The 3395-nt window shown below is 30.0% G+C and carries 2 protein-coding genes; both read left to right on the forward strand.

Annotated features, from left to right (window positions below; all coding sequences use genetic code 11):
* Positions 1-1730 (forward strand): condensation domain-containing protein (locus ABD816_RS21965; RefSeq protein WP_344931045.1); only part of this gene is annotated, 1730 nt, incomplete at its 5' end.
* A gap of 38 nt (positions 1731-1768) precedes the next feature.
* On the forward strand, positions 1769-3395 hold a 1627-nt coding region (locus tag ABD816_RS21970; protein WP_344931046.1), incomplete at its 3' end, for a condensation domain-containing protein.

Genomic DNA, 3395 nt, shown 5'->3' on the forward strand with positions numbered 1-3395 from the left:
CAGAGGCAGCTACCGCATCTTATGTAGCCCCACGAAATGACATTGAAAAACAACTGGCTGAGATCTGGCAAGAATTACTGGGAGTAGAAAAGGTTGGAATACACGATAATTTCTTTGAACTTGGAGGTGATTCTATTATTACAATTCAAGTGGTAAGTCGCCTAAGACGTTTGGGTTATTACTTACAACCACGATATTTGTTTGAATATCAAACAATTTCTAGCTTATCAAATATAACTTTAGACAACTTAGTTTTAGGTGAACAAGGAATTTTGAATGGAGTTAGTGACTTATTACCAATCCAACAAAAATATTTTGATACAATTCACTATAGAGAACCTAATTACAATCAATCATTATTATTATCTATAGATCAATCAGTTGAATTGTCATTTTTGGATCAGGCAATAAAAGGATTAATTAATCATCATGATGTACTTCGTTTTACATATAAAAGAGAAGAAGATCATTGGATTCAGTTCTATGGTGATAATAAAGGTAGTATCGAAGTTATAAATTTAGAGGATACCATATTTACAGAATTATCAGACGCTATTAAGGATATCTATCATAATATACAAAACAACTTATCTATTGAAAAAGGAGAGGTATTTAAAGTAATATTGCTCAAAACCACAAAAGAAAAAGACAAGAATTGTTTATTTATAGTTGCTCACCATTTAGTTATAGATGGGGTTTCTTGGAGAATTTTATTAGATGATCTAGAACGTATTATGACCTTTTTAAAAGAGGGAAAAAACATAGAACTAGGGCTCAAAGGTAGTTCTTATCGGCAATGGGGTTTGACGATGAAAAAATATGCTACTGATAAAGCATTCCATTCTCAGTATTTATATTGGTTATCTGTTATTTCAAACCATGTTACATTACCTGTAGATAAGACACCTACAGACAACAAAAGAAATGATATTCGTAATAGTAATAGTAGTAATAGTAGTATACTAACAAAAGAACTTACTTCACTACTATTAAAAGAGGTTAATAATGCATATGGAACTAACATCAATGACATATTACTTAGTTGTTTAGCTTTAACGATAAATAATTGGTCTGGACACAACAAAGTGATTATTGGTTTAGAAGGTCACGGGCGAGAACAATTATCAATAGATATAGACGTAAGTAATACAGTCGGCTGGTTTACAAGCTTATACCCAGTTTTACTATCAACAAAAAAGAATTCATCATTAGGTGAAATTATTAAATCAATAAAAGAAGAATTACGTCTTGTCCCCGATAAAGGAATTGGTTATGGTGCTTTACGTTATCTACACCCTGATAAAGAAGTGAAAAAAGCTTTTTCAGGAGTTCATTGGGATATTGTGTTCAATTATTTAGGGCAATTGGATAATGCTTTAGAATCGAACTCATGGTTGACAGGATTTGAGGGGTTTTCAGAAGATCAAAATAATAATAATAGATACCTTGAAAACAAATTAGAAATTAATGGTTCTATAACTGGCGGAGAACTTATCTTAGATTGGAACTATTCAACCTCAAAATATAACCCAAAAACAATCAATAAATTATCCAATCAATATTTGGATAATCTAGAAAAAATAATTCTTCACTGCTGTTCTAAACAAAAAAGAGATTTTACACCCTCTGATTATGGGTTGGAAAAAGAAGTCGGATTTCAAGAATTAGAAAAGTACACCTCTTTTTTAATTGATAAAATCTCAGAAGGAGATGATATCTTAGAGTTTTAAATTAATTTTATTAAAGTGTATTTTACAATTAAAATATAATGGAAGTTTTTATAAAAAAATTAGAAGATTTAAACCTGTTTTTAACCAAAAAAAACGACGGGTTGATATTAAGAGGGTCTAAAGGGAAATTAAATAAAGATGAAATTCAAAAAATAAAAGAAAATAATTATATAGTTAATTTCATTAGGGATAATAAAAAAGATCTAATAAAATTTCTAGATAAAAAAAAGCTACTTCCATCATTTTATAAGTTAAGTCCACTTCAAGAAGGCATGTTATTTCATGGTTTATATGATGAGGATTCTAAAGCATATGTTGTTCAATTAATAGTAGATTTTCCAAAAGGGTTAAATATTGATTATTTGAAATCTTCTTGGGATTATGTTTTACGTAACCATAGTATCCTAAGAAGTGCCTTTTTTCATAAAGAGTTAAGTATTCCGGTTCAATGTGTTTATAACAAAATAACACTTCCTTTTAGCGAGTTGGATTACAGTTCTTATTCTTTATCCGAACAAGAGGATAAGATATCCTCTTTTTTAGAATCGGATAGTAAAAAAGGCTTTGTCTTTGATGAAGTTCCTTTGATGAGAGTAACTCTTATCAAAATTGGAAGTGCATCATATACAATGATATTAACCCATCATCATATTTTGTTAGATGGATGGTCAATGTCAATCATTATTGAAGAATTTTTACAAGCTTATGAGGTTTTTTCTAAAGGATTTGCTCCTTCAGAACGACAAGAAGATTTGTATGAAGATTATATTAAATATATAGCTAGTAAAGATGTCTATTTAGAAGAGAAATTTTGGAAAAAATATCTTCACGAATTGGAAGCCCCAAGTTTATTACCATTTTCTGAAATCACTTCTTCTAGAAATAAAACAGATGGGGATTTTGCCGAATTATCACTAGTAATAGATTTCGAATTCACAAATAGAATTAGAAATTATGCGCAAAAAAATCATCTAACTGTCAATACTTTAACTCAAGGTGTTTGGGCGATTTTATTGTCAAAATACACCGGGGATGAGAACATTGTCTATGGAGTTACAGTATCTGGTCGTCCTGTAGAATTAGAAAACTCCGACAAAAAAGTAGGTCTATATATTAATACATTGCCATTGTACTCAAGACTAACAGGAGATAAATTTGTATCTGAATGGCTTTTATCCTTACAATCTGATCATACTGCCTGTAGAGATCATCAATATACTTATTTGTCCAAAATTCAAACTTTGAGCGGATTACAAGGGGATCTATTTGACAGTATTATGGTTTTTGAAAACTATCCTGTATCGAAAGTTCTTTCAGAAGAAAACGATGTATTGGAAGCTAATAATATTACAAGTAAAGAACAAACAAATTATTTATTGACAATTACTATAAGTTTGGGTAAAGAATTGATTATTGACTTTAGTTACAATTCCACGCTACTGGCGAATGAAACTATTGTAATGATTCAAAGACATTTTAAAACCGTATTAGATCAACTTATAGATTCACAAGATCGTAAAATTTCAGAAATAAAAATTTTAACCCCCAAAGAAGAACATCAGTTATTAAAAGTATTCAATGATACCCAGGTCGAATACCCAAAAGACAAAACGGTTATCGACTTGTTTGAGGAACAGGTCAAAAATAATCCCGAACATATTGCTG

The sequence above is a fragment of the Aquimarina addita genome (genome assembly GCF_039539305.1).
Classification (GTDB): Bacteria; Bacteroidota; Bacteroidia; order Flavobacteriales; family Flavobacteriaceae; genus Aquimarina; species Aquimarina addita.